Consider the following 24,772-nt stretch of genomic DNA (forward strand, 5'->3'; position numbering starts at 1 on the left):
TCGTCAACCCGCCAGAACCAGGCTGACATTGCTGCCGCCGAATGCGAACGAATTGCTCATCACATGGCGCGTGCCCGCCGGGGCGAGGCGGCGCTCCGTCTCGACGAGGTCGAGAACGGGCAACGCGGCATCGGCTTCGCCGTCCCAGCGATGCAGCGGCAACGTCACGTCATCGCGCGCGAGCGTGAGCCACGCGAAGCCGAGCTCCGTCGCGCCCGCCGCCCCGAGCAGATGGCCCGTGAACGGTTTGGTGCCGCTTGCAGGCACGCCGTCCGGAAACACGCGCGCCATCAGATGCGCTTCCATTTCGTCGTTCTTGCGCGTGGCCGTCGCGTGCATGTTCACGTAACCAATGTCGGCGGGCGTCACGCCCGCATCCGCCAGCGCCGTTCGCAGCGCCGTTTCGCCGCCGACGCCTTGCGGATCGGGCGCCGATACGTGATACGCGTCGCTCGATTCGCCGACGCCGGCAAGACGCACGGCGCCTTCGTCGCGCGTCATGAGAAACACCGCCGCACCTTCGCCGACGTTGATGCCGTTGCGGTTGCGGCTCATCGGATTCGTGCGCGCGAGGCTGACCGAATCGAGCGACGCGAAGCCCTGCACGGTGAGCTCGCACAGCGTGTCGACGCCGCCGACGATCAGCGCGTCGCACAGATTCAGTTGCAGCAGACGGCGCGCGGCCGCGAACGCCTTCGCGCTCGACGTGCACGCGGTCGATACCGTGAACGCCGGACCTTGCACGTTCAGCGCGGCCGCCGCGAACGGCGCGGCCGTGCCGATTTCCATCTGCCGATAGTCGAAGTTGTCAGGAAAAGCGCCCGTCTTCGTGCGATGCGCGAATGCCTCTTCCGCCGCGCCGACGCCCGACGTGCTCGTGCCGAGCACCACGCCGATGCGCGCGGAGCCGTAACGCTCGCGCGCCGCCTCGATCTCGGCGCGGATGCGTTCCAGCGCCGCGAGCAGCAGGCGGTTGTTGCGGCAATCGAAGCGTTCGAGTGCCGCGGGCGGCGCGATGTCGAGCGGCGCGAGTACGCGGCCGACGAACGCGTCACCGGTTCTCATGGGCATCGGTCCCATGCCCGGCGATTGTGATGCGGCGAGCGCGGACACGATTGCATCGGTGTCGTTGCCGAGCGCGTTGATCATGCCGAGCGCATGCAGATACACAGACGGCAGCGTCATGCGTGTTTTCTCCCTTCGGTTGGCATGCCCATCGGCGCGAGCAGCACCGCCACCAGAATGCCGAGCGTGAGGGTGACGCCGAAGCTCTTCAGCGCGGGCATGGCGCTCATGCCGAGCATGCCGAACGACAGCAGCGTCGTCGCGGCCGAAAGCAGCACGCCGGTCCAGACCGCGCCGAGGTCGGCACCGTCACGCAGGCACCCTTCGCGCAGAAACACCGCGTAATTCGCGCCGACGCCGAGCACCAGCATCAGCGCGAGGCAGTTGAACAGATTAAGCGGCACGTGCGCATAGCCGAATGCTGCGAGCGTGACGCCGACGGCGAGCAGCACGGGCAGGATGATCGCGATGCCGCCGCGCAGGCGATAGCGCGCGATCACCAGCACGAGCACGAGCAGCAGCGCGCCGCCGAGCCACATGCCGCTATCGACGCGATATTCGCCGAACAGCTTCGACACGCTCGCGGCCTTGTCGACGAACGCGACGCCTTCCATCGCGTGCGCGGTCGCGATCAGCGCGGGCAGATTCTGCGGCGTCACGCGGCGCGGCATCACGATGGCCGCGTAGCCGCGCTGCCCGTTTGCATCGACCGCGCCAAGCCACAAATGGGCGAAGGGCCTGGACCAGCGCGCCGCGAGCCAGCGCTCGACGGTCAGCGGCTGCCCGTCCGATTCCGCGAAGGAGCCGATCCATGCGTCTGCGATGTCGTCGCGAAAGCCAGCCTGCAGCAGCGTCGCGCGCATGGCGGCGGGATCGGCGAAGACGTGTCGGGCGAGCAGCGCGCGGTCTTCGCCCTGACGCCGCGCCGACGGCACGAACTGCGTGACCGAGCGCCAGCCATCCACCGACTGATCGCCCGGCAGCGCGTCGAGCTTCGCACCCAGCGCTTCCGCGCGTTCCAGCACGCTGTCCTGCGTGGCGCCCTGCACCACGAAGAACTGCGCGGTGTTGTCGATGCCGACCGCGTCGCGCACCTGATTTTCCTGCGCGACGAGGGCCGGATCGCGCTGGATCAGCAGATGGATATCGTCGTCGCTCGTGAGCATCAGCCAGCCCGGCGCGCAGATGGCGACGAGCACGATGGCGACGGCCCACGAACCCTTCCCGCCGATCGCGCGCTGCCAGCGCGCGAGCAGCACTTCCGCGCGCGCGAAAAGACGCCGCTGCGTGGCCTTCGGCCCCTTTCGAATCGATGCGGGCAGCAGGGTGGGCAGCAGCCACATGACCGAGGCGAACGCGACGCAGATGCCCGTCATCGCGAAACAGGCGATCTGCTTGAGCGCGGGAAACGGCGCCCACGCGAGGATCGCGTAGCCGAGCAGGCTGGTGGCGAGCGCCACGGAGAGCGCGGGCCGCACCGAGCGCGCGCCGCGCTTCGCATCCCAGCCGCGCGGCGCACCCAGATAGACGACGAAGTACTGGATCGAATAATCGACGGCCTCGCCGATCAGGCTCGCGCCGAACACCAGCGTCAGCAGATGCAGCTTGCCGAACACGGCCAGCGTGAGGGCCAGCGCGCAGGCGACGCCGAGCGCGGTGGACAGGAAGCCGAGCAGCAGCAGACGCGGCGAGCGAAACACCCACAGCATCAGCAGCGCGATGCCGCACGCGGACGCGATGCCGATCAGATGCACCTCGCGCTCCGAAGCGCGCCGCGCCGACTCCGCATGGAACACGGCGCCCGCCCGCGCGACGGACGCGTCGGGCCATGCGGACCGCAATGACGCCTGAGCCTGCGACACCGCGGACAGCACCGAGCGCTGCACGCGCGACTCGTATGCGGAGCCGTGCAGCGTCGTGTCGACGAGCACGCTCGTCGTGCCGCCGCGATGTGCGACCAGCATGTTGTCTTCGAGATCGAGATTCGATGTCGCGAGCGGCAGATCCGACAGCCAGTGCTCGAGCCAGCCGAACGGATCGTCGGCGAGTTGCGTCGCGAGCGGGCCGCGCACGGGGTTGTAGATGCGCTGCATCAGCGCGTCGCGCAGCGATGCCGCTCCGCCGGACGAGTGCGCGAGCGCGTCGCGGTCGTCGCGCGTCAGCAGGCCGAAGCGATACGGCGCGTAGAGCGCCCCGATTTGCGCGATATCGAACGGCGGCAGCTCCGCCGTCACGGACGCGAACGCGCCGCTCTCCTGCAGCGTCGCGCCGAGCCGCCTGGCGGCGGCCTTCGCGTGATCCGCGTCACGACTCGACACGAGAAACACCGTGCGGTCCCCGAGCGCGTTCGCGAGCTGAGCGACTGCCCTTTCGGCGACGGGATTCGCTTCCGTCGCGGGCAGCAGCGCGAGCAGGTTGGTCTCCAGCGGGGACGGCCCGCTGAAACGATGCGCGCAATACAGCACCGCGACGAGCGTGAGCGCGAGCCATGCGGCGCGAACGCGCCACAGCGAGGTCGCCGGGCGTTGGAAGAGCCGGGATGTCACGGCGCGCTCAGCAAGGTACGTTCCGCGGGCGGCAGATCGTCGGCCGCTTCGCTCTTCGTGAACTCGATGCGCGTGACGTCGCCATTCGCGAGATCGATTCGCAGGCTGCGCAAAAACGCGCCGCCCGTCATGTGCAGGCCCTTGATCGCCTGCGCGAGTTGCGGCTGGTTCGGCTTCAGGCCGAGCGTCCAGTCCGACGCCGAGCCTTCAGCATCGACATCGAACTGCGAGTAGAGCGCGGACAGATCGCCGCCGAGCATCGCGCGCATCATCTTCGATACCTGCGCGACGCCGCGCACGCCTTGCGCGCTTTTCGTGCGGATGCGACGGCCGTTCGCATCGACCTCGGCGACGCCCGCGTCCGTGATGACGTAGGTCGCTGCGTAAGGCGTGTCCACGCGCCAGATCACCCCGCGATCGCGCTCGAACACGAGCATGCCCGTGCTGACGAGCGGCTGTTTCATCGCGGAGAGCGTCTGTGTCTGCGTGAATTGCGCGCGGACGCCCTTCATCTGCGCAAGGCGGGACGTCACTTGCGAGACGAGCGCGGAATTGCCGTTCGCGGCCTGCGCGGGCGCTGCGGCGACCAGCAGCGCGACGAGCAGCGCGCGGAATATCGTCAACGCGCCCATACGCGCTCCAGCTTCTCGAACACCACGGGCGGCGAGACGAACTGCAATTCCTGCGTGGCTGCATCGACGGCGACCTGGATCGTGTAGCCTTTGGTCAGCCGCTGGCCGGTCTCGCAATCGACAAGTTCATAGCCGATCTTCAGCCGGTTCTCGTATTCGAGCAGTTCCGCGCGCACTTCGATGCGCTGCCCGTAGGTCGCGGGACGCACGTATTTCAGATGCGCCTCGACGACCGGCCACACATAACCCGACGCCTGCATCTCGCGATAGTCGTAATCGAACGCGCGTTGCAGCGCCGAACGTGCCGCTTCGAAATACTTGAGATAGTGGCCGTGCCAGCACACGTTCATCGCATCGACGTCGTGAAACTGCACTTCGACGATCGCGCTCGCCTTGAGCGTGCGGGTTTGCATCATCTCAGCCATGACGGGGCTCCTCTGCACTGACATCGACCAGCGCGCATGCTGCGATGCGTGCCGTCAACGCGCGCAGATCGTGCTCGAGCGCGCGGTCTTCGGCGACGAACGGCGAAATCGATGCGATCGTTGCCGCGAATTCGCGCAGCGGCGCGGGCACGGGCGTTTCAGAATCGAGACGCAGACGCAGGTTCAACGCCTGGACGGCGGCTAGCGTATGCGCGGCGGCGACCTGCTCCGTCAGTTCGAGCACGCGCAGGCAGTCGCGCGCGGCAATCGTGCCCATGCTGACCTTGTCCTGGTTGTGCGCTTCGGTCGAGCGTGAGAACACGCTCGCGGGCATCGTGTGCTTGAGCGCCTCGGCCGTCCACGCGGACGCCGATATCTGCACGGCCTTGAAGCCGTGATTGATCGGCGCGCGCGCGTGCGTCGCGCCCGTCAGATTACGCGGCAGGCCGTTGTTGAACTTGTCGTCGACGATCAATGCGAGCTGGCGGTCCATCAGGTCCGCGAGATTGGCGACGGCTGTCTTCAGCGCGTCCATCGCGAAGGCGATATGCCCGCCGTAGAAGTTGCCGCCGTGCAGCACGCGCTCTTCGTCCGGGTCGATCAGCGGGTTGTCGTTCGCGCTGTTCAGTTCGTTCTCGATGTCGCGGCGCATCCACGTGAGCGCGTCGCCCGCCACGCCGATCACGTGCGGCGCGCAGCGAATCGAATAGCGGTCCTGCAGGCGATGGCCCGGCGTGTCGTCGCGGCCCGCGAGATCGGCGCGGATCCATGCGGCGGCTTCGGCCTGGCCCGCGTGCGGTTTCACCGCAAAGATCGTCGCATCGAAGTGCGCGGCGCGGCCGTCGAGCGCCAGCGTCGACAGCGCCGTGAGACGCGCGGCAAGACGTGCGAGATGACGCGCGCGCGCGAATGCGAGACACGCGAGGCCGGTCATCACCGCGGTGCCGTTCATCAGTGCGAGCCCTTCCTTCGGCGCGAGTGCGAGCGGCGTCACGCCGAGCGCGGACCACACGCCCGCGGCATCGCGCAAGGCGCCGTCGAACATCACGTCGCGCTCGCCGACGAGCGCCGCCGCGACATACGACAGCGGCGTCAGATCGCCGCTCGCGCCGACCGAACCTTCCGACGGAATGCGCGGCAACACGCGATGATTGATGAGGTCGGCGAGCCGTTCGAGCAGCACGAGACGCACGCCGGAGAACCCGTACGCCAGCGAATTGAGTCGCGCGGCGATCACGGCGAGCGTCGCTTCATCGTCGAGATATGCGCCCATGCCGCAACCGTGATAGCGCGTGAGCTGCAGCGGCAGCGCTTCGACGAGCGCCATCGGCACATCGACGACGCACGCGTCGCCGTAGCCGGTGTTCACGCCGTACACGGTCTTGCCGGCCGCGAGATGACGGCGCAGGAACGCCGCGCCGCGCTCGATGCGCGCGCGCCAGGCGGGATCGCGATTCAGTGCGACCGGCGTGCGGCGCGTGGCGATCGAGACCACTTCTTCGATCGTCAGGCGTCGGCCGCCGAAAGTCACCGTCTGCACGCGCAGGCCGTCGATCAGATCATGCTCGGACATCGTTCCCTCCGGGCGCTGCGCCTTGCGTCATCGTCTTGCCGGGGCGCGCCCAGAAATCGAAGAAATTGAACCATTGATAGGGTGCCTTGCGGCAATAGTGTTCGAGACGCGACGCATAGCGCTGCGCCCACGCCGCGATGTGCTGGCTGCGCTCGCGGCGCGGCAACGCGATGCGCTCCGCGAACGGCTCGAAGTACAGTCGATGCCGCGTGCCACCGTCCGCATCGCGCTCCTTCAAGCAGAAAAAGAGATAGACCGGACAGCCGAGCGCGTGCGCGAGCACATACGGCCCTTGTGCGAACGGGGCCGTCGCGCCGAGAAAGCGCGCGTCCGTCGTGCGGCCCGATTCGCGCGCGGGCACGCGATCGCCGACGATCACGAGCAATTCGCCCGCGTCGATGCGTTCCTTCATCATCATCGACGTCTCGGGGCCGAAGTCGCTCACCTGCATGAGCCGGCTGGCGAAGTCCGCGTTCGCCGACGACAGCACGCTGTTGAAGCGCTTCGCGTGCTCCGTGTAGACGATGGCCGTCACCTTCGCGCGGCCGTTGCGCACCGCGAGTGCCCGCGTCATTTCGAGATTGCCGAGATGCGCGCCGATCACGAGCGCGCCGCGCCCGCTCGCGACGAGCGCTTCAAACGCGGCGGGCTCGTCGAACACGAGCGCGTCGTCGGCGATGCGGCCCGACCACGCGGCGAACCTGTCGAGCCCCGATTGCGCGAAGGCGAACATCTGCCGGTACGCCGAACGCCAGCCCGGACGCGGCGTGCGCTCGCCCGGCGCGGCGTGCTCCAGATGCGCGAAGTAGCGATGCGACGCCGCCCGTGCAGCGCGTCCCGTCAGCAGGAAATAGCCGACGACCGGATGCAGCCACAGCCCCGTGACGCGCACGCCGCAGAAACGGCAACTGAGCGCGAGCAGCGCCATGCCGAGCCGGCTGCCGCGCTCGGCGACGCGCCACCAGCCGCCCTCGGCCCGCGCGGCGGCGGACGTCTTGCGCGGCATCGCCTTGTGCGCGAGGAGCATCGGCAGACGCAGCAGCATGCCGCATACGAGCCGCGCATGGCTCGCGCTGATGCGCACGTTGTCCCACAGGACGTCGAAGTGCGAGATGCCGTCCGTCGCGTAAGTGACGCGCGTCGGCACGGTGCGGAATGCGAGCCGCCGCCAGTGCAGCCGCACGAGAATTTCGATGTCGAAGTCCATGCGCGTGCCGATTCGCACGCTGTCGATGAGCGCGCAGACCGCATCGAGCGGGTACAGGCGAAAGCCGCACATCGAATCGCGGATCGTGAAAGACAGCGTTTCGATCCATACCCACACGTGCGTCACGTAACGGCCATAGAGACGCGACTTCGGCACGCTCTCGTCGTAGACGGGACGCCCGAGGATCACCGCGCCCGGTTCGGCGCGCGCGGCCGCGAGAAAGCGCGGCACGTCGTTCGCGTCATGCTGGCCGTCGGCGTCGATCTGCAACGCATGCGTGTAGCCCGCGCGCCGCGCCTCGCGCAGGCCCGCCATCACGGCCGCGCCCTTGCCGCCGTTGACGGGCAGACGCAGCAGCGTAATCTGTTCGCCGTATTGCCCGACGATCTGCGCGAGAACCGCTTGCGTGGCCGCGTCGCTGCCGTCGTCGACGACGAACATCGGCAGGCCGTGCACGGCGAGGCGCGAGACGGTGTCGCCGATCGCTTCCTTGTGGTTGTAAATCGGAATGACGATGCAGGTCCGCAGGTTCGCGCCGCTCATGCGTGCTCCCGATAGACGACCACGCCCGACGAGCAGTCGCGCCCGTTCAGCCGATACGCGAACTGCATGCGGCGGCGCGCCGTATCGTGCGCGATCCGCAGGTCGAGCACCGCGCCGGGCGGCACGGGCGCCATGAACTTGAGACGATCGACCGATGCGGTGTCGCGCGTTCCCGCGACATGCTCCGATGCGAGCCGGATGGCCCAGTCGACCTGCACGACGCCCGGCAGGATCGGCAGATCCGGGAAATGTCCGCCGAAATGCGCGAGCGTCGACGGCACGCGCAACTCGTAGCGCAAGTTGTCGCCGTCGCGTGCTTCCGAGAGCAATTCGAAGCCTTCGGCGCGGGTGCCGAAGGCCGCCACGACCGACGCGACGGGCAGCTTGCCGCGCGCATCGACCGGCAGCGCGATCCGAAAGCGCCAGCGGCGCGGCAAGAGCACGACGTCGAAATACGCGGCGAGATGACGGCGCAGCGACTTCGCGAGTGCCACGCGGCCTTCGTCGCGCAACGCGGCGCCGCCCGCATCGCTCAACGCGACCACGGCGCCCACGCGTTCGCGCGATGCGCCCGCGAGCGGCACGACGCACGCCTGCGCTACATACGGATGCAGCGCGAGCCGTGCTTCCATTTCGGGCAGCGACACGCGCTTGCCGTCGAGCTTGATCACGCGGTCGAGGCGGCCTTGCAGGCGAAACCGTCCGTCGTCGTCGAGAAGAATCGCGTCGTCGGTGCGATGCCAGCCGTCGTGGCCCAGATGGGGCGAGCGCACTTCGAGCGCGCCGTCGTTCCCGCGGCGCACGCCGACGCCGCTGAGCGGTCGCCACGCCTGCGTTTCATTCTGCCTGCGCCACGCAATGCCGCCCGTTTCGGTGCTGCCGTAAATCTCGACGGGCGCATCGCCGAACGCCCTCGCGTAGCCGTGCGCCGCGTCGGCCGCGAGCGGCCCGCCCGATGAAAAGAACACGTGCGGCGCAGGCGTCAGTTCCGCGAAACCGGCGAGCGCGGCCCAGCGTACGAGTTGCGCCGGCGAAGACACCACCACGGTCCCGCCGCAGCGCGCGATGCGCGACTGCACTTGCGTCGGTTCCGCGCACACGGCGCGATCGAATGCACGGCCCGCGGCGAGCGGCCACATCACGCGAAACAGCAGCCCGTAAATATGGCGATGCGGGACGCTCGCGAGCACGGTCGCGTCACCGATAAGCGCGCCCCATTCGCGTTCGAGCGTGCGCACTTCGGCATCGAACTGGGCGAGCGTCTTGTGGATCGGCTTGGGCGTGCCGCTGCTGCCGGACGTGTAGAGCGTGAGCGGCGCGCCCGGGTCGATCGGCGCCGGCGGCATGGCGCGCGTGATCGATTCCGTTGCGGCCAGCGCGCGGATGTCGTCATCGGTCAGCATGGCGTCATAGGCGCTCGCGAGATCGGCGAGATAGCCGGGAGCGGAACTCGCGGGAATCACCGGCTCCTTGCCGCACGCAAACAGCGCGAAGAGCGCGCAGGCGAAGTCGAACGGATCGTCGATGCAAAGGGCATAGCGGCGCGCCGGCTGCTCGCGCAGCCACCACACGAGCGCCGCCGTGCGCGCGAGGAATGCCGCATGCGTGATGATGTCGTTCGCGGTCCCGGCGCGGTCGTCGCGGCAGACGGGCGTCTGCGCATCGCGTTGCACGCGCAGCACATCGTGCAGTGCGATCATGCCGCCTCCACGCGCCGCGCGCGCGGCAGAATCACGAGATAGCGCCACGCGATTTCACCGGCGAGCAGCGCGCCGACGAGTCCATACGAGATCGCGCCGTTGTAAAGCGACCATGCCTCGCGCTGCCAGTACAGCGCGGTATAGAGCGAGAACAGGCCGTTCGCGGCGAAGAAGCCGCACCAGATCTGCGTGACGCGGCGCGTATGCACCACGGCGGCGTTACTCAGGTCGGGCGTGCCGATGCGCGCGAACTTCTCGATCATCGACGGGCCGCGCACGAGCGTCGCGCCGAACGCGATCAGCAAGCCGAGATTGACGAGGGACGGATAGATGTGCAGCAGGCGTTCGCTGTCGGTCCACACGATTGCGGCGGACGCGATGCTCAGCATGAACGCCACGATCCAGTCGACGCGCGTGAGCCTGCGCAGCGATACGCTGACCATGCCCGTGCCGAGGCAGCGTTGCATCCAGATCAGCGCGAACAGCAGGCAGCCGGCATAGCGCGGCGCGTTCCAGAACCACGCGCCCAGAATCACCGCCGGATACGCGAGCTTGAGCACGACGTTCAGCGCGAAGCCGGTCCGGCCGCGCGAGTTTGCATCGGCGGCATCGGGGTTCTGCGCACGCGCGGTCTGCGATTGCATCATTCCTGCTCGACGAGCAGCGACTCGACGGCGGCGACCACATCCGCGACCGTGCGCACCGACTTGAATTCTTCCGGCTTGATGCGGCGGCCCGTCATTTCCTGCAGCTTGATCGCGAGGTCGACGGCGTCGATGCTGTCCAGATCGAGCTCTTCGAAGAGATGGGCCTCGGGCGTCACGCGCTCGGGCGCAATCGCGAAGTTTTCGTGGAAGATGGCGCGGATGCGCTCAAGGATCTCGTTCCCGGTCACGGTCATTCCCCTTCTTTCGTGGATCCGTCCACCACATGCGCGAGCTCGCGCTGGCTCGCCACCAGTGCGGCAAGCGTGTTGATCGAACGGAAGTGCTCTCGCGCGTGCTCGTCGTTGGCCGCGATGTTCAGTTGATAGTGTTCGCGCAGCACGATGCCGATCTCGAGCGCGTCGATCGAGTCGAGACCGACGCCTTCGGTTTCGAAGAGCGGCGCGTCGTCGTCGATGTCGCCGGGCTGCATGTCTTCGAGATCGAGGGCTTCGATCAGAAGCCGTTTGATTTCAAGCTTTAAAGAATCCATAGTCGATCAGATGCTGGGTGATGTGGGCTTCGATCGCGCTCGTCACCGTCCGGGCGGCAAGCGCGGGCGGCTCGTCGCGCGCGGCGAGTTCGTCGGCGCGCAGGGGCGCGAGCACGTTCACTTGCATGTGGAACGCGCGTTCGGGCACGTCGTGCCAGCGCATGTCTTTCGTGAACGCGGGCGGATCGCAGTCCATCAGGACGGGCAGGATCGGCGCGCCGGACTGCAATGCCATGTGCGCGAATCCGCGTGAGAACGCGTGCATCCGGTTGCGTGTCGGACTGCGCGTGCCCTCCGGAAAAATGATCATCGTGTAGCCGCGAGCCAGTTGACGCGCGCCCGCGTCGACGAGTTCGACGGGGTCTGCATTGCTCACGTACTCGGCCGCGCGCATCACGCCCCAGAAGAACGGATTGCTCCAGTGCGCGCTCTTCACGACGCAGCATGCGCGCGGCGTGAGCGACAACAGCACCATCACGTCGAGCCAGGTCGGGTGATTGGCGACGACGATGGCCGCGCGCCGCGAGTCGGGCCGGAGCGCGCGCGCGCCATGCACGTCGAGCGTCATCACGCCCACGCGCACGAGCACGGCGACGAGCGCGCGAAAAAACGTGTGAATGATCGCGACGATGATGCGCTGTCTGGAGTCCCGATGCGGCCAGAGTGAGGCGAGCGGGAATACGATCAGCGAGAAGCCGAGTCCGCAGACGCCGAACGCGGCGAATGCGAGAGCCGTCGCGACGAGACGCCAGTGGTATTCAAGCGCCTTCATGCCAGCACCATTGCCACGTGGAGCTCATGCCATGCCATTCGCTCGACGCGCGCGTGTCGAGACAGTGCTGCACGGCCGCGCTTTGCGACGGAAATGACGTGCGCAATGTATCGGCATCGTCGCTGGCCGCATTGCGCGCGCATTCGAGGCGACCGGTTTGCGCGGATGCATCGAGCAGGATCGCAAGGGCGCCGCCATCGACTTCGTCTTCGACCGGGCCGTATGCGGGATCGGCCGGTTCGTCGGCATAGACGAGCAGCACCGGACTCGATGGGTCCGTAGCGTATTGCGCGTAGGCTTCGAGCAGGGCATAGCCGAGGGTTTCATTGCCCGCCGACAACGCGCTGGCCGGGGTGCGGTCGCCGCGCACGATGCCGAAGATACCTGTCATCGTGTTGAGCACGGACAGACTGAAGGACGTGGGCGAAACGGTCTTGCCGGCATCCATGGTGTGCAGGACGTCGGTCGTGCGGCGCAGTTCGCCGTGACGCGAAGCGAAGACGAGACGCACTGCGGGCACATGCGCTGCGCAGTCGTGCGCCACCTTTAGCCCGGCGCGCGACAGCGTGCTGAGCCTGCGCCGCGTCAACGGCTCGATAAAGCCGATGTCGGGGGCGACGGATGCGGCGGCAGGCCATATTGACGAGCGAGCAACCGGAATGATCCAGTGGAGATCGGGCATGTCGGTGGTTCGCGCTCGGAAACGTATGGTATTCAGGCTGGACGGCCGACGAACACACGAGTAGATGCGCTCCACCCGGCGGCAGAGCCATCCGATACTTTTCTAATGATTGGTTTGTCTTGCGAGCAGGTTAACGGCGCGACGCTGGAATAATTTAGAGTGCGGCGATGAAATCGCCGGGACGCCCGTTCGGTCTTTTTTAGCTCGCCGCGATTCTACCGAGCATCAAGACCGGAGAACATCAAAATTGGTCGCTCGTGGCGGGTTCGTCTCTTTGCTGCGACAGAGCGCGGCGAGCGAGGAGTCGCAGCGTTGCAGTTCATGCAATGGATCTGCGCATGGCGTCGCTAATACCGAACGAAGTCGCGCCGCTTCGCGCCGTGCAAGATCGAAATGTGCCAGTCGCGCTCTTCCGTCCCAGCCGCGCGACGACTCCGCAGCATGAGAACCTATAACCGCCTCGACGCGAACCCGAAGATTGCTATCTGCAGGCTCGCGCCGATTCGCGGCCCATTGTCATTTCTACACAGTCGTTATTGGCCAGCAGCAGGCGACTTCACGCTCGGCGTCGCCAGGGTGTTGTTGCTGGTAGTCGGCGCAGTGGTACCTGACGTTGCCGAGCTGTTCGTGCTGCTCGGCAGGCCCGAGTTGGGCTTGGCGGACATGCCGCTTTCCGAATTCGTCATGCCCGGCGTGCCGTAGCCGCCCGTTGCGCCGTTCACCTGGTTTGCCGGGCTAGCCGTGCTGCCTGCCGAACCCGCGCCGCTCGAACCCCCCGCCGTCTGCGCATAAGCGCCCGCTGACAGGGTGAGTGCGGCTGCCGCCGCGATCAGTGTGCTGATTGCCTTGTTCATGTTCCGTCCCTCCTTAGTCGGGCTGAAGATGGAGGCAGACGAGGGTCGCCTGCTTGAGCAGAAGGCGCGCAATCAGCGTGCCGGGTCCTTAACCGCACCATACAATCGGTCGCGCCATGAGCGCTTCAGAATTGAAAGGTCCATGCCGATAACAAGCCATGGACACCTGTGATAGCAACATTGTCAGCGCATTCGAGCTTCGGATGATCGACGCTGACATTGCCCACATTCGAATCGCGATCGAAGCGGTTCTCTACGCGTCGAATCCGGCGCTTCCGCTGTTGTATTGGCGTCGCCGGCTCGAGCGCCTGTTGCAAAGCCGTCACCTTCTTCACCACCAGTTCTCGACGGTAGCCGACCTGCTCACCAGGATCGAAAAAATGAGCGAAGCGGAGCGCGGCGCGCCGGACTCATCCGATACGTTGCCCTCACGCGATGGCCGGTCCGGTTTCACTGATGCACGCTATCGCCCCACGGCGTGATGGCGTTGTCGTCAATAGGTGATCGTCAACGCCCGCATCGGCGAATCGACATCATTCTTTCGCCGATGCAGCCTCATTTCGCCCCCGCTTCCGCTCGCGCTTGTTCTCGTACATAGCTGTATCGGCAAGGGCGATCGCCTGATCGGCGCTCACGAACCGTACCGCAACGGCACCGATGCTCACGCCGAAAGCGCCCGCCTGATGACGTCCGGGCAAGCTCGTTCCACTTCCGGCCCGCGCAAAGCGCGCCTGAATCTCGGCTGCAATCCGGTTCGCCTCGTCGAGATCGGAAGGACCCGGACCCACGAACGCAAATTCATCGCCGCCGATGCGCGCGAGCATATCCGTGTCCCGCGTGACTTTCGCAATGCGTTCGGCGCAGTCGCGCAAATGACTGTCGCCGGCCGCATGACCGAACTCGTCGTTGATCTTCTTGAAATCGTCGAGATCGATCATGCCGACGATCACATACGACCCATCTCTTGCGGCCCTTGCCAGCAGCCGGCCCAGTTCGTCCTGTAATGCGCGCCGATTCGGCAGCCCGGTCAGCGTATCGGTCAGGGCGAACTTCGTCAGATATTCGTTGGAGCGGCGCACTTCCTCCAGCAAGCGTTCCCGCTCGATATGCTGAGCGATGATCTTCGAGAACACGTTGAGCGCACTGCGGGCGCGCGGCCCGATAGCCTGACTCTTCCTGCTCGCGCCGCAGAGCGTGCCGATGATCAGGCCGTTGCTCGCGCATATCGGTGCGCTCGCATAGGTTTCGATGCCGAGCGCTCTGGCAGCCTGAGAGTCGCCCCATACTTCGCTGACATTGGACGTGAAGCGGCGTCCTTCGTCGATGCATCGCTTGCAAAGCGTATCGGCCCAGGGCACCTCCAGTCCTTCATCGATGCGAAGCTCGCCCGAGTTCCGCGCGAAATCGACGAACTGAATCCCGGCGGCTTCATCGATGGAAGTCAGATAGACCGACTCCAGCCCCGTGACGATTTCAAGCATTTCAAGCAACGGTCTCGTGAGCTGCTCCAGACTTTCCGCTGAAGCCACCGACTCCGAAAGCCGCTCGAGCATCAATTCCATAGACACCTCGCTTATCCTTGAGAAACTGGATTGTAGCGGTGCGGATACCGGCCACACCCGATTTACAGACGATAGACTGTTTTTTCCTGAAACAGCCAATAGACTGTAAGATCGCATTACAGTCCAAAGCCTGTAGGAGCGCGTGGTGAACTATTCCCTGAAAACACTGAGCCAGCTCAGGCCTATCCTGCTCGGCTTCCGCAAGGCCGCGGGCCTCACGCAAGCGATGGTCGCCGCGCGTCTCGGCGTCACCCAGCAGACTTACGCGCAACTCGAAGCCAATCCCGCGGCTGTGAGCGTCGAGCGCTTATTCAAGGTTTTGCGCGCGCTAGACGTGGAACTTGCGCTAACCCGAGCCGCAACCGCCCGTTCTGCCCAGGCAAACGAAGCCGCGCTGACCGACCCGCCCCCCGCCGCCGCGAAAGCCACAACGGCGCGGTCCCGCCGCGCATCGCGACAGACCGAGGTCACGCCCGCGCGTAAAAGCGCCACGACCGCCGCCACGAAGAAACGGGAGCACTGGTAATCATGGCGCGCCGCACGCAAACGGGACGGCTCGACCTGTGGATGAACGGCCTGCCCGTCGGATACTGGGAGAACGGTCCCGCCGGCGAACGCCTCGTCTATCGCGATGACTGGATCGCCGATACGCAGGGCCGTCCGCTATCGCTCTCGCTGCCCTTTACGCCAGGCAATCAGCCGTGGCGCGGGCAGGTCGTCACGGATTTCTTCGACAACCTCTTGCCCGACAGCGAGCCGATCCGCCGCCGCATCGCCACGCGATTCCGCACCGGCGGCACGACGCCGTTCCAGTTGCTCGCCCAGTTGGGCCGCGATTGCGTCGGCGCGCTTCAGATGCTACCGCCCGGCGAAGCGCCTGTGGATCTCGAAAGCATCAAGGGCCGCGCGCTCACCGAATCGCAGATCGCGCGTCTCTTGCGCGAGACGACATCCGCGCCACAGCTCGGACAGCACGAGCCGGTCGACGACCTGCGCCTTTCCATCGCCGGCGCGCAGGAAAAGACCGCGCTTCTGCGTCACGGCAGGCGCTGGCTTCTGCCCGAAGGCAGCACCCCGACCACGCATATCTTCAAGCTGCCGCTTGGCCTCGTCGGAAACATGCGCGCCGACATGCGCACGTCGGTCGAGAACGAATGGCTTTGCTCGAAGATCGTTGCCGCCTATGGCCTGCCGATCGCGCGCTGCGAGATTGACCGGTTCGCGGATCAGAAGGTGCTGGTCGTCGAACGCTTCGATCGCCGCCTGTCGAGCGACAAGTCGTGGATTCTGCGCCTGCCGCAGGAAGACATGTGTCAGGCCACCGGTACGCCCGCGCTGCACAAGTACGAATCGGACGGCGGCCCGGGCATAGAACGGATCATGGACGTGCTCTCCGGATCGACGCACGCCGCGCGTGATCGCCGTCACTTCTTTCTGACGCAGATGATCTTCTGGCTGCTCGCCGCCACCGATGGCCACGCGAAGAACTTCAGCATCGCGCATCTGCCCGGCAACCAGTACGAATCGACACCGCTCTATGACGTGCTTTCGGCGCATCCGGTCATCGGACGAGGGCACGACAAGTTCGCCGCGCGGCGCGTGCGGCTCGCGATGGCCGTGCGCGGCAAGAACGTCCACTATCTGATCGGCGAAATCCAGCGCCGGCACTGGGTCGCGCAGGGACGGCGCGTCGGGCTCGCCGCTGCCGAAGTCGAGACGATGATCGATGAACTCGGTACGCGCACGCCAGCTGTCATCGACGAAGTGGCCGCGCTGCTGCCACGCGAATTCCCGATGGACGTCGCCGATTCGATCTTCGACGGCATGCGCCGGCTGGCACGCAAGCTCGCGTCGTGACGCGCAGGCGTCGTGCGGCGTCACCGTTGATCATGTCGACGGTCGGCCCGGACGCCGTGCGTCGCCGAGGCGAGCGGCGGGCGGCAGCGGGCGCGCAGGTGATCGACGCGCCGTGGCGGGCGGCACCGCGCGCGAAGCGCGGCGAGCTCGTGATCTTCGCGGCAACCGTCGTGCGCATCAATCCTGCCGATTCTTTCGGTCCTGTTACGCGATATGCGCAGGCTGATCGCCTGCGGCCTGCACGAGCCTTCAGAAGCACTATAGTTAAAGCTCCCCAAAAAGGAGGCAGCATGATCTCGTGCAAACGTCACCTCTGGGTCGGTGGAATGCTGGCCGCGACCTTGCTTTACGTTCCCATGACCTACGGCCAACTCGGCAACCTGCTCGATCAAGGCAAGAACGCCGCGGCGGGCGGCGGCCTCGGCAATCTCGGCGGAATGGGCAACGGTCTGTCGCTGGACTCGCTATCCTCCGGCAGCACCGGCAATGTCGCCGGCGTACTGGAGTACTGCATCAAGAACAACTATCTCGGAGGCGGCGCATCGCCGGTCAAGGACGGGCTCATGAGCAAGCTCGGCGGCTCGGCGTCGAGCAACGGCGGATACCTCGATGGCGCCAAGGGAATCCTCGATAGCGGCAACGGCAAGCAGGTCGATCTGAGCGGCGGCGGCCTGAAGGAACAAGTCACGAAGCAGGTTTGCGACAAGATCCTAGCGCAGGGAAAATCCCTGCTGTAGACGCCGCGCGAAACATTCTCGAACTGACCGCACGGATCAGAGATCGAATCCAAGTTGCTGCTTGCCGAGGGCAGTCAGACTGCCTTCGGTGGAACGGCCGACGAAATCGGTCTCGAAGTTATCGGCCGGGAAGTCGGGCGGGCTCTCGCCCTTGATGAATGCCGGCAGTTGCCGTTTGAGGTATTCGTCGTTCTTCGCGCAGCCGGGCGCCGCCGCGATGTACATCACGTTGCTGTAGCCCTTGCCGCGATGTTCATCCTCCACCGCGTGAATCACATCGCTGTGCCAGAAGACGGTGTCGCCAGCCTGCATCGGCGGAATCGACGAGAGCGCTTCGTGCAAGGGCGCGTGCCATGTCGAACTGATCGACAACGCGCGGCCCGGCGTCGCGCCGCACAGGTCGTCCTCGGCGATATCGTCCTGAAGCGCGCGCAGCAGCACGTAGACCATTGCATTTGCGATCGGCACCAGTTGCAAGGTTCCGTCGCCGGGCTCCTGCGGGGTGAGCGCCGTCCAGCCCTGGAAGGTGCGGAACATCGAACAGACTGCGGGAGACGGAATCTCGCGCGCCTCGGGGCGATACGCCGCGTCGAAGGGGTCGTAACGGCGCCAGTCGCCGCTGAACACATGTCGATACACACGCCGGAAATTGTCGTCGAGCCATCGTTCGACAGAGCCGCCATCGCAATGAGGAGAAAGCCCGAGCGACGCTGAGCCCGGCGGCCGCCGGCGCAGGCGATCCGCATACACGGGCACCTGGTCGGGATCGAAATGAACGCGCCCTTCGCTCTCCCATTTCCACAGCCGGTTCAGAAACACGCGCGTCTGCGTGAGCTCCCGTGACTGGCGCGCCTCGACCTGCGGGCCGGACCAGTAGATGCCGTAAATCTGCGGCTTGCCCGATGCGAGATTGCCGAAATATTTGTCCTCCGCCCGATGCGCGAGCTTCTCGTCCAGACGGTTGGCCTCGACATAGTCCGCGATCGCCTCGTCCCATCCCGCCGCGCGCTGCGCACTGAAGACGCCGCGCACGACGCACGCGCCGCGATCCCTGATTGCGGCGATCGCATCGTCCCCGACGCGTCCCGCGACGATGTCGGCATACCGGATCTCCGGAATCACCGGTTCGCCGCGTCGACGAAGTTCCGCGATCTCATCGACCTTGCGCCTCATTTCGGCCTCGACCTCCTGAAATACTTCCTTGTAGCGGGGCAGCTCGTTGCGAAGCTGCTTTTTCACCGCGCGGATGGCAGCGGGCAGATCTTGAATGTTCAGGGATTCCACAGCGGGTCTCCAGATGTTTTCGAGTGCCTACAGCTTAGACGGGCGCACGCTTTCGCTGCGATACAATCAGGACAATCTATTTGCATATCCGGTCATGAAGCCCGCTTACGAACACGTCACGATGGAAGCCGGCTGCTCGATCCGGGTTTTTCATCGCAAGCTGCCCCGGATACCGTTCGAATGGCATCACCATCCGGAGTACGAGCTCACGCTCACGATGAACAGTCGCGGAAAGCGTTATATCGGCGATTCGATCGTCGCTTACGAAGGCGACGACCTCGTGCTGGTGCCGCCGGATCTACCGCATACGTGGGCCTCGAACAAGTCGATCGACGCCGGTGCGCCGCAAGTGGCGATCGTTATCTGGTTCAGCGGCGATTGGGCGCGGCGTCTCGCGGATTGCTGCCCCGAGTACGAACCGCTGCGAAAACTGCTGCGCCGCGGGGCATCCGGGCTCGCGTTCGCGCAGGAGGCCGGCGAGATCGTCAGTCGAAGGCTCGCAGCGTTGTTGTCCCGATCGCCCAGAGAACGCCTGGGCGCCGTGCTGGACGTCCTGTGCGAGCTCGCGGACCGGGACGCCACGCCGCTCGCCTCGCCCCGAGCGTTCGATAAAGGGCAGCCGGGACGGCCTTCCGGTCACGAACCCGAGCGTATCAATCGCGCCCTTGGCGTGATCGACGCCCGCTTCGCAGAGCGCCTGACGTTGCGCGAGCTTGCCGACGCAGCGACGCTCTCGGAGCGAACGTTGAACCGCTACTTCGCGCAGCATCTGGGCGAGAGCGTCGGCAAATATCTGAACCGCGTTCGCATCGGTCATGCATGCCGGATGCTCGCCGATACTTCATGGCCGGTTTCGGTGATCGCTTCGCAATCGGGATTTCCGAACGTGGCCAACTTCAACCGGCAATTTCGCGCGTTGAAGCACACCACGCCGGCGGCTTATCGCAGGGAGTTCGCGGGGACGAACCGGGCGCCGCTGGACTCGTCGTCTTTGGAGTCGCGATCGCCTTCGCTGGAGAAACGCCGATAAGTATCGTTTCGTTTGCGCGCCCGAACGCGTATCGCTCGCCGCAAGAAGATAATCTGGCTTGGCAACGGACGAACGTCAGAACCCGCAAGCGGTTCTCTTCGACGCTCGATGCCATCGACCGCTCTGTCCACCACGCCAGGATTCCATGTCATCTGCAGCAGCCCCTTTGCCGCGCGTCGGCCTGCTCTTCTCTCTCGCTCCGTACCTGCGGCCGTATGCCGGTCGCTGGGCGCTCGCGTTCCTCGCGCTGGTGACGTCGGCGGGCGCGACACTGGCCCTGCCGATGGCCTTCAGATATCTGATCGATCGCGGGTTCGCCAGCGGGGACCGGACGCATATCGATCGCTATTTCATCGCGCTTTTCATCGTCTCACTCGTCCTCGCGGGCGCGACGGCACTGCGCTTCTACTGGGTATCGTGGCTGGGCGAGCGCGTGACGGCCGACATGCGGCGCGCGGTCTACGATCACATCATGGGCATGAGCCCCCAGTTCTTCGAAACGACGCAGACGGGCGAAGTCCTCTCGCGCCTCACCGCCGACACCACTTTGATCCAGACGGTGGTGGGCACCAGCCTGTCGCTGGGATTGCGCAATGCCTTGCTGACGGTGGGAGGCATCGCGATGCTGGTGACGACGAGCCCGGTACTGTCCGGCTACATCATCGCCGTGCTGATCGTGGTCGTCGCGCCTATCGTCTTCTTCGGCCGTCGTGTCCGGCGGCTTTCGCGCGCCAGCCAGGACAAGGTCGCGAACGCAAGCGCGCTGGCGGGCGAGATCCTCAACGCCATGCCAACGGTGCAGTCATACACGCAGGAAGCCTACGAAGCGCGGCGCTTCGGCGCGGCGGTGGAATCCGCCTTCGAGACAGCGCTCACGCGAATCCGCGCCCGCGCCGGGTTGACGGCCGTGGTCATCGTGTTCGTGTTCGCCGCCGTCGTCTTCGTGCTCTGGCTCGGCGCGCAGGCCGTGCTGGCAAGGCAGATGACAGCGGGCCAGTTGTCGCAGTTCATCCTCTACGCGGTGTTCACGGCGGGTGCCGTCGGCACGCTCGCGGAGGTGTGGGGCGATCTGCAGCGCGCCGCCGGCGCAACCGAACGGCTCATGCAACTCCTGGCCGCGCGCTCGCCCGTGGCGCAGGCCGCAACGACGGTGCCGATGCCAGCCGCGGGCGAAGGCATACGCTTCGACGACGTGAGCTTTTCCTATCCTTCCCGCGAAGGCATCGCGACGCTATCCGGGTTCTCGCTCCATGTCCGCCCTGGCGAGCATGTCGCGCTCGTCGGGCCATCGGGAGCAGGCAAGACCACGCTGTTTCAATTGCTGCTGCGGTTCTACGACCCGCAATCCGGCAGCATTTCGATCAACGGTGTCGCGACCCGGCACATGTCGCTCGGCACGTTGCGCGGCGCGCTCGGCGTCGTGTTGCAGGACTCGGTGATCTTTTCAGGAAGCGTCTTCGACAACATCCGGTACGGCATGCCCGACGCAACGCTCACGCAAGTACGACGCGCCGCCGACATGGCTGCGGCCGCCGGTTTCATCGAGCAGCTTCCGCAGGGCTACGACACCTTTCTCGGCGAGCGCGGCGTGAGGCTGTCGGGCGGCCAGCGTCAGCGCATCGCGATCGCGCGCGCGATCCTGCGTGACCCGCCGATCCTGCTGCTCGACGAAGCGACCAGCGCGCTCGACGCAGCGAGCGAACGACTCGTGCAGACGGCGCTGGACAATGCCGCGCAGAATCGCACCACGCTCGTCATCGCGCATCGACTGGCTACTGTCCAGCAGGCCGACCGGATCGTCGTCATGGAGCACGGCCGCATCGTCGCGCAAGGCCGTCACGCCGAGTTGCTGCAAAGCTCGCCGCTGTATGCGCAGCTCGCCGCCCTGCAGTTCGGCGAGCCGGCCGCTGCCGCCTTCAGGAATTTCAACGCTTCGCGTTGAGCCTTCGCCACAAGGTCGTCTTGCTGATGCCGAGCGCCTTGCAGACGGCGTCCCGATCGCCCCCGAACGCGGCCATCGACGCACGGATCTGATCGGCTTCCACCGAACGGCCGAGGTCGCGAAGCGAAAGATCCGCGTTGGCTTCGGTCTTGTTTTCGAACAGCTCGGGCGCGATCGCCTGCAAGTCGTCGAGCGTCAACGCGACGGGCCGATCCTTCTCGATCTCCATGTCCGGGATCTCCACGGCAATGCGCTCGACGATGTTCTGCAACTCGCGGACGTTGCCGGGCCACGGATAGAGGCGCAGCGCCTGCTCAAGCGGCGCGAGCAGGCGCTGCGCGTCGTCGCGGCCGGGCACGCAGAGCGCGAGCGCCTTGTCGCGCCTCGCGGCCTGCATCAGCAACTCCGTCGCCAACGGCAGGATGTCGCTGGATCGCGCGCGCAACGGCGGCACAGCGACACTCAGAATATTGATGCGATAGAAGAGGTCGGCCCGAAACGAGCCATCGGCGACGCCCTCGGCGAGCGTGCGATGCGTCGCGGCAATGACGCGGATATCGACGCGCGTCGGTTCCGTCGATCCGAGGCGGATGACTTCTCTTTCCTGCAGCACACGCAACAGGCGGCTTTGCAGCGAAGGCGGCATTTCGCCGATTTCGTCGAGAAACAACGTTCCGCGATGCGCTGCTTCGATCAGGCCGGCCTTGCCGCCCTTGCGCGCGCCCGTGAACGCGCCCTCCTCGTAGCCGAACAGCTCGCTTTCGAGCAGCGCTTCGGGGAATGCACCGCAGTTCATCGCGACGAATGGAAAGTCCTTGCGACGGCTCAGGCGATGCATGCTTTGCGCGACCATTTCCTTGCCTGTGCCGCTTTCGCCGAGAATCAGCACGGTGGCATCGGATTTCGCGTAGCGGCGCACGAGCGCTCTTACCCGCTCGATCGGCTCCGATTCACCGACGACGTCCTCCAGCCGGTACCGCGCGACGAATTCCTGCGCGCCCTGCCGTGAACGCAGCGTCCGGTCGAGGCGCTCGACTGCGCGCGATTCCTGAAACGTGAAGATCGTGCCGCCCGCTGCGCCCTCGCTCGCCAGCGGTCCGCGATGGATCGCGTAGCTCACGCCGCGCACGGCGCCGAACACATCGCCGTCGGCGACGGGCAAGACGCCGTCGAGTTCGGGCGCGACATCGAGCAGCGCCCGGCCGACCGCGCGCGATGCATCGGCAATGCCGAGCGCGGCGGCGAGCCGGCGATTGATCGCTTCGATGCGGCCGCCCGCATCGACCGCGACGACGCCATCGCGAAGATGCTGCAAAAGGTTGTCGAGGCGATTGCGCCGTGCGACTTCGTGGCGCATCGCCTGGGCAACTTCCAGTGCGGTCTCGAACGCGGCGACGACGGATGTACGCGAGTAGAGGAACACCGAGCTCATGCCCGCGTCGGCGGCCAGGTCCGCGACGAGGCCCGGGCCGACCACGACGTCGACGCCGCGATCGCGCAAGTCCAGCACGAGGCTCTCCGCGTCCTGCGCCGAGCGATACGATTCGCAGATCATGTCGATGCCGTATGCGGCGAGGAACCGGCGTATTTCCGCGGGCGTATCGCCATGCGTGACGAGCGCGACGCTCGCGCCCTCGCGCCGCGCCTTCGTGAGCGCGTGCATGACGTCGAAGCCGGTCGGGCTGATCACGACGACCGGCACGGACACGCGGCCCTTGAGATAGGCGCCATTGGAGCCGCCGGCCACGACGACATCCGGCCGCTCGTCGCGCGCGCCTTCGATGCTTCGCGCGGCGTCCTCGTAGCCGAGCGGGACGACGTCGAGTTCGGCGCGGTCGGCATAGGCGCCGGCGATATCGATGAATAACGCTCTGAGCCGGCTGATACCGACCGCCCAGATGCGCGGGCGAGACGCGGAATCCGTTTGCATGGTCTTCTGCCTTGAATGACGCGGTGGTGCGCGTTTAGTATGCAGCATTCATTTCAGCTTCGAAATCTGAAATTTCAGCCGTGAAAACAACCATGTTTTGCCAGAATGTTCTTGGTCAGTAAAATCAATGACTTACGCCGATGACTCGGACTGGCAAGCAACTTGCTCTATAGGGCCGACTTCATCAGGAGACGAAACGTGAGTTCCGAAAACCAGTCCGCACAGACCGCAGGCGCGCGGTTCCGCCAGGCCGTCAGAGACGAATCGCCGTTGCAGGTCGTGGGTGCGATCACCGCCTACGCCGCGAAGATGGCCGAAGCCGTCGGTTTCAAGGCGCTCTATCTGTCCGGCGGCGGCGTGGCCGCCAATTCGCTCGGCATTCCCGATCTCGGCATCAGCACGATGGAAGACGTGCTCATCGACGCGCGCCGCATCACCGACGCGTCCTCGCTGCCGCTCATGGTCGACATCGACACGGGTTGGGGCGGCGCCTTCAACATCGCGCGCACGATCCGTTCGTTCATCAAGGCGGGCGTGGCTGCCGTCCATATCGAGGATCAGGTCGGGCAGAAGCGCTGCGGGCATCGCCCGGGCAAGGAAGTCGTGCCGACCGGCGAAATGGTCGATCGCGTGAAGGCCGCCGTCGATGCCCGCACCGACGAATCGTTCGTCATCATGGCGCGCACCGACGCGGCTGCCGCCGAAGGCATCGATGCGGCGATCGAGCGCGCCATCGCCTATGTCGAGGCGGGCGCCGACATGATCTTCCCCGAAGCGATGAAAACGCTCGACGACTATCGCCGCTTCAAGGCCGCCGTGCGCGTGCCGATTCTCGCGAACCTGACCGAGTTCGGCTCCACGCCGTTCTTCACGGTCGATGAACTGAAGGATGCAAACGTCGACATCGCGTTGTATTGTTGCGGCGCGTATCGCGCGATGAACGCCGCCGCGCTCAACTTCTACGAGACCGTGAAGCGCGACGGCACGCAAAAAGCCGCCGTCGAAACGATGCAGACGCGCGCCGATCTGTACAAGTATCTCGGCTATCACGCCTACGAAGAGAAACTCGATCAGCTTTTTGCTGCGAAGAAATAACCCTTGTGAAGGAGACGAAATCAATGAGCGAAGCAGACAACAGCACCGCATCCGCAGGCGCATTCAAGCCGAAGAAATCCGTCGCGCTGTCCGGCGTGACGGCGGGCAATACCGCGCTGTGCACGGTCGGCAAGACCGG

At 65.8% G+C, this 24,772-nt stretch carries 23 protein-coding genes and 1 pseudogene; 8 read left to right on the forward strand and 16 right to left on the reverse strand.

Annotated features, from left to right (window positions below; all coding sequences use genetic code 11):
- Window positions 1–3 precede the first annotated feature (3 nt).
- From NCR38_RS28325 to NCR38_RS28385, 13 genes are all read right to left on the reverse strand, one after another.
- The gene (locus tag NCR38_RS28325) at window positions 4–1,185 is read right to left on the reverse strand and encodes a beta-ketoacyl-[acyl-carrier-protein] synthase family protein (protein WP_250477996.1); all 1,182 of its coding nucleotides are present in this window, start codon (window positions 1,183–1,185) and stop codon (window positions 4–6) included.
- Window positions 1,182–3,611, reverse strand: coding sequence for an MMPL family transporter (locus NCR38_RS28330; RefSeq protein WP_250477997.1), 2,430 nt, complete (start codon window positions 3,609–3,611; stop codon window positions 1,182–1,184). The genes NCR38_RS28325 and NCR38_RS28330 overlap by 4 nt, the downstream gene beginning before the upstream one ends.
- Entirely contained in the window at window positions 3,608–4,243 is a 636-nt protein-coding gene (locus NCR38_RS28335; protein ID WP_250477998.1) for an outer membrane lipoprotein carrier protein LolA, read from the reverse strand. Before NCR38_RS28335 ends, NCR38_RS28330 begins: the two co-directional genes overlap by 4 nt.
- Window positions 4,231–4,668 carry a thioesterase family protein gene (locus NCR38_RS28340; protein WP_061118714.1) on the reverse strand — a complete coding sequence of 146 codons (438 nt, stop codon included), beginning with the start codon at window positions 4,666–4,668 and terminating at the stop codon, window positions 4,231–4,233. Before NCR38_RS28340 ends, NCR38_RS28335 begins: the two co-directional genes overlap by 13 nt.
- The gene (gene hutH / locus NCR38_RS28345; RefSeq protein WP_250477999.1) at window positions 4,661–6,241 is read right to left on the reverse strand and encodes a histidine ammonia-lyase; all 1,581 of its coding nucleotides are present in this window, start codon (window positions 6,239–6,241) and stop codon (window positions 4,661–4,663) included. Before hutH ends, NCR38_RS28340 begins: the two co-directional genes overlap by 8 nt.
- A complete protein-coding gene (locus NCR38_RS28350) occupies window positions 6,228–7,991 on the reverse strand; it encodes a glycosyltransferase (RefSeq protein ID WP_250478000.1) in 1,764 nt (587 codons plus the stop codon). Before NCR38_RS28350 ends, hutH begins: the two co-directional genes overlap by 14 nt.
- A complete protein-coding gene (locus NCR38_RS28355; protein WP_250478001.1) occupies window positions 7,988–9,691 on the reverse strand; it encodes an AMP-binding protein in 1,704 nt (567 codons plus the stop codon). Before NCR38_RS28355 ends, NCR38_RS28350 begins: the two co-directional genes overlap by 4 nt.
- The gene (locus NCR38_RS28360; RefSeq protein WP_250478002.1) at window positions 9,688–10,338 is read right to left on the reverse strand and encodes a hypothetical protein; all 651 of its coding nucleotides are present in this window, start codon (window positions 10,336–10,338) and stop codon (window positions 9,688–9,690) included. Before NCR38_RS28360 ends, NCR38_RS28355 begins: the two co-directional genes overlap by 4 nt.
- On the reverse strand, window positions 10,335–10,592 hold the full coding sequence (locus NCR38_RS28365) for an acyl carrier protein (RefSeq protein WP_061118719.1): 258 nt from the start codon (window positions 10,590–10,592) through the stop codon (window positions 10,335–10,337). Before NCR38_RS28365 ends, NCR38_RS28360 begins: the two co-directional genes overlap by 4 nt.
- Window positions 10,589–10,888 carry a phosphopantetheine-binding protein gene (locus NCR38_RS28370; protein ID WP_061118720.1) on the reverse strand — a complete coding sequence of 100 codons (300 nt, stop codon included), beginning with the start codon at window positions 10,886–10,888 and terminating at the stop codon, window positions 10,589–10,591. The genes NCR38_RS28365 and NCR38_RS28370 overlap by 4 nt, the downstream gene beginning before the upstream one ends.
- Entirely contained in the window at window positions 10,869–11,660 is a 792-nt protein-coding gene (locus NCR38_RS28375) for a 1-acyl-sn-glycerol-3-phosphate acyltransferase (protein ID WP_061118721.1), read from the reverse strand. Before NCR38_RS28375 ends, NCR38_RS28370 begins: the two co-directional genes overlap by 20 nt.
- The gene (locus tag NCR38_RS28380) at window positions 11,647–12,342 is read right to left on the reverse strand and encodes a beta-ketoacyl synthase chain length factor (protein ID WP_250478003.1); all 696 of its coding nucleotides are present in this window, start codon (window positions 12,340–12,342) and stop codon (window positions 11,647–11,649) included. Before NCR38_RS28380 ends, NCR38_RS28375 begins: the two co-directional genes overlap by 14 nt.
- A gap of 533 nt (window positions 12,343–12,875) precedes the next feature.
- On the reverse strand, window positions 12,876–13,196 hold the full coding sequence (locus NCR38_RS28385) for a hypothetical protein (protein ID WP_250478004.1): 321 nt from the start codon (window positions 13,194–13,196) through the stop codon (window positions 12,876–12,878).
- Window positions 13,197–13,399: 203 nt separating this feature from the next.
- On the opposite strand from NCR38_RS28385, the gene NCR38_RS28390 reads away from it, so the two are divergent.
- Entirely contained in the window at window positions 13,400–13,678 is a 279-nt protein-coding gene (locus NCR38_RS28390) for a hypothetical protein (protein ID WP_250478005.1), read from the forward strand.
- 51 nt (window positions 13,679–13,729) lie between these two features.
- Here the strand turns inward: NCR38_RS28390 and NCR38_RS28395 are convergent, their stop codons facing one another.
- Window positions 13,730–14,758 carry a sensor domain-containing diguanylate cyclase gene (locus NCR38_RS28395; protein WP_061118725.1) on the reverse strand — a complete coding sequence of 343 codons (1,029 nt, stop codon included), beginning with the start codon at window positions 14,756–14,758 and terminating at the stop codon, window positions 13,730–13,732.
- Between the two features lie 145 nt (window positions 14,759–14,903).
- Between NCR38_RS28395 and NCR38_RS28400 the strand changes: the two genes are divergently transcribed.
- The 3 genes from NCR38_RS28400 (at window position 14,904) to NCR38_RS28410 (ending at window position 17,352) form a co-directional block, all read left to right on the forward strand.
- Window positions 14,904–15,284: a helix-turn-helix domain-containing protein gene (locus tag NCR38_RS28400; RefSeq protein WP_409219320.1), complete on the forward strand. Its 381-nt coding sequence runs from the start codon at window positions 14,904–14,906 to the stop codon at window positions 15,282–15,284.
- Entirely contained in the window at window positions 15,284–16,615 is a 1,332-nt protein-coding gene (locus tag NCR38_RS28405) for a type II toxin-antitoxin system HipA family toxin (RefSeq protein WP_250478017.1), read from the forward strand. Before NCR38_RS28400 ends, NCR38_RS28405 begins: the two co-directional genes overlap by 1 nt.
- 290 nt (window positions 16,616–16,905) lie before the next feature.
- Entirely contained in the window at window positions 16,906–17,352 is a 447-nt protein-coding gene (locus NCR38_RS28410; RefSeq protein WP_250478018.1) for a DUF2501 domain-containing protein, read from the forward strand.
- 36 nt (window positions 17,353–17,388) lie between these two features.
- On the opposite strand, the gene NCR38_RS28415 is transcribed toward NCR38_RS28410, so the two are convergent.
- On the reverse strand, window positions 17,389–18,636 hold the full coding sequence (locus NCR38_RS28415; RefSeq protein ID WP_250478006.1) for a DUF1479 domain-containing protein: 1,248 nt from the start codon (window positions 18,634–18,636) through the stop codon (window positions 17,389–17,391).
- 94 nt (window positions 18,637–18,730) lie between these two features.
- Between NCR38_RS28415 and NCR38_RS28420 the strand changes: the two genes are divergently transcribed.
- Complete coding sequence (locus NCR38_RS28420; RefSeq protein ID WP_250478007.1) at window positions 18,731–19,666, forward strand: AraC family transcriptional regulator; 936 nt, start codon at window positions 18,731–18,733, stop codon at window positions 19,664–19,666.
- 145 nt (window positions 19,667–19,811) lie between these two features.
- Window positions 19,812–21,608, forward strand: a complete 1,797-nt coding sequence (locus NCR38_RS28425; RefSeq protein WP_250478008.1) for an ABC transporter transmembrane domain-containing protein — start codon at window positions 19,812–19,814, stop codon at window positions 21,606–21,608.
- Here the strand turns inward: NCR38_RS28425 and prpR are convergent.
- Window positions 21,592–23,538, reverse strand: a complete 1,947-nt coding sequence (prpR, locus tag NCR38_RS28430) for a propionate catabolism operon regulatory protein PrpR (RefSeq protein WP_250478009.1) — start codon at window positions 23,536–23,538, stop codon at window positions 21,592–21,594. The two genes, NCR38_RS28425 and prpR, sit on opposite strands and share 17 nt — an antisense overlap.
- A gap of 198 nt (window positions 23,539–23,736) precedes the next feature.
- Between prpR and prpB the strand changes: the two genes are divergently transcribed.
- Both prpB and NCR38_RS28440 read left to right on the forward strand, forming a co-directional pair.
- Window positions 23,737–24,633: a methylisocitrate lyase gene (gene prpB / locus NCR38_RS28435; protein ID WP_061118732.1), complete on the forward strand. Its 897-nt coding sequence runs from the start codon at window positions 23,737–23,739 to the stop codon at window positions 24,631–24,633.
- Window positions 24,634–24,656: 23 nt separating this feature from the next.
- Window positions 24,657–24,772 (forward strand): annotated as a pseudogene (locus NCR38_RS28440) (2-methylcitrate synthase); the annotation flags it as partial.

The sequence above is a fragment of the Caballeronia sp. INML1 genome, from assembly GCF_023631085.1.
Classification (GTDB): domain Bacteria; phylum Pseudomonadota; class Gammaproteobacteria; order Burkholderiales; family Burkholderiaceae; genus Caballeronia; species Caballeronia turbans.

Excerpts from the sequence above, each read along its gene's own strand:
- NCR38_RS28425 (WP_250478008.1), top strand. The coding sequence starts at position 19,812 with ATGTCATCTGCAGCAGCCCCTTTGCCGCGCGTCGGCCTGCTCTTCTCT.
- NCR38_RS28375 (WP_061118721.1), bottom strand. The coding sequence starts at position 11,660 with ATGAAGGCGCTTGAATACCACTGGCGTCTCGTCGCGACGGCTCTCGCA.
- NCR38_RS28420 (WP_250478007.1), top strand. The coding sequence starts at position 18,731 with ATGAAGCCCGCTTACGAACACGTCACGATGGAAGCCGGCTGCTCGATC.
- hutH (WP_250477999.1), bottom strand. The coding sequence starts at position 6,241 with ATGTCCGAGCATGATCTGATCGACGGCCTGCGCGTGCAGACGGTGACT.
- NCR38_RS28370 (WP_061118720.1), bottom strand. The coding sequence starts at position 10,888 with ATGGATTCTTTAAAGCTTGAAATCAAACGGCTTCTGATCGAAGCCCTC.
- NCR38_RS28360 (WP_250478002.1), bottom strand. The coding sequence starts at position 10,338 with ATGATGCAATCGCAGACCGCGCGTGCGCAGAACCCCGATGCCGCCGAT.
- NCR38_RS28350 (WP_250478000.1), bottom strand. The coding sequence starts at position 7,991 with ATGAGCGGCGCGAACCTGCGGACCTGCATCGTCATTCCGATTTACAAC.
- NCR38_RS28325 (WP_250477996.1), bottom strand. The coding sequence starts at position 1,185 with ATGACGCTGCCGTCTGTGTATCTGCATGCGCTCGGCATGATCAACGCG.
- prpR (WP_250478009.1), bottom strand. The coding sequence starts at position 23,538 with ATGCAAACGGATTCCGCGTCTCGCCCGCGCATCTGGGCGGTCGGTATC.
- NCR38_RS28385 (WP_250478004.1), bottom strand. The coding sequence starts at position 13,196 with ATGAACAAGGCAATCAGCACACTGATCGCGGCGGCAGCCGCACTCACC.
- NCR38_RS28380 (WP_250478003.1), bottom strand. The coding sequence starts at position 12,342 with ATGCCCGATCTCCACTGGATCATTCCGGTTGCTCGCTCGTCAATATGG.
- NCR38_RS28395 (WP_061118725.1), bottom strand. The coding sequence starts at position 14,758 with ATGGAATTGATGCTCGAGCGGCTTTCGGAGTCGGTGGCTTCAGCGGAA.
- NCR38_RS28410 (WP_250478018.1), top strand. The coding sequence starts at position 16,906 with ATGATCTCGTGCAAACGTCACCTCTGGGTCGGTGGAATGCTGGCCGCG.
- NCR38_RS28340 (WP_061118714.1), bottom strand. The coding sequence starts at position 4,668 with ATGGCTGAGATGATGCAAACCCGCACGCTCAAGGCGAGCGCGATCGTC.
- NCR38_RS28355 (WP_250478001.1), bottom strand. The coding sequence starts at position 9,691 with ATGATCGCACTGCACGATGTGCTGCGCGTGCAACGCGATGCGCAGACG.
- NCR38_RS28365 (WP_061118719.1), bottom strand. The coding sequence starts at position 10,592 with ATGACCGTGACCGGGAACGAGATCCTTGAGCGCATCCGCGCCATCTTC.
- NCR38_RS28390 (WP_250478005.1), top strand. The coding sequence starts at position 13,400 with ATGATCGACGCTGACATTGCCCACATTCGAATCGCGATCGAAGCGGTT.
- NCR38_RS28335 (WP_250477998.1), bottom strand. The coding sequence starts at position 4,243 with ATGGGCGCGTTGACGATATTCCGCGCGCTGCTCGTCGCGCTGCTGGTC.